The sequence below is a fragment of the Megasphaera hutchinsoni genome (assembly GCF_001553405.1).
Lineage (GTDB): Bacteria > Bacillota > Negativicutes > Veillonellales > Megasphaeraceae > Megasphaera > Megasphaera hutchinsoni.
Genome location: NZ_KQ960956.1, coordinates 950 through 1,472, shown reverse-complemented (window position 1 = coordinate 1,472; position 523 = coordinate 950). Strand labels below are relative to the sequence as shown.

General features: G+C 38.8%; 1 protein-coding gene. It reads left to right on the top strand.

All coding sequences use genetic code 11. The features are described from left to right. Positions 1-41: 41 nt before the first annotated feature. The coding region (locus HMPREF3182_RS07355) for a hypothetical protein (RefSeq protein WP_206445567.1) at positions 42-523 on the top strand (482 nt) is incomplete at its 3' end.

The following is a 523-nucleotide window of genomic DNA, read 5'->3' as shown; positions in this document are numbered from 1 at the left end:
TTATCGTTAAAGATGGTAACCAGAACAATGAATTAGCTACCATGAACGATGGACTCAAATTTATGGGTGATAGCGGTACTGTGACCGGCGTTAAATTAAATAACCAAGTGAATATCGTTGGGGGCGTGGCTGCGGTAAAAGATGGTAATAAAGTCACGAATTTGACAGATAATAATATCGGCGTTGAATCCATGGCAGATAACGAAAACGGAAAGAACGCAAAACTCGTTGTACGCTTGGCGAAGAACCTTTCTGATTTGGAAAGCATTACCTTTAACAGTAAAGATAAAACAAATCCGATGAAGATTAATGGTGATGCGAAGACTATCGAAAATATTAAGAAAATGACCTTCGGTAAAGATGGTAGTACAGACAGCATCACTGTAGATGGAGAAAATAAGGTAATTACCGGACTTTCCAATACAAAATTGCCAACGGATGGAACTCCGATGCAAGCTGATCAAGCAGCGAGCCAAGGACAATTGAAGCAAGTATTGGATAAAGCAAATGATACAGATAAATT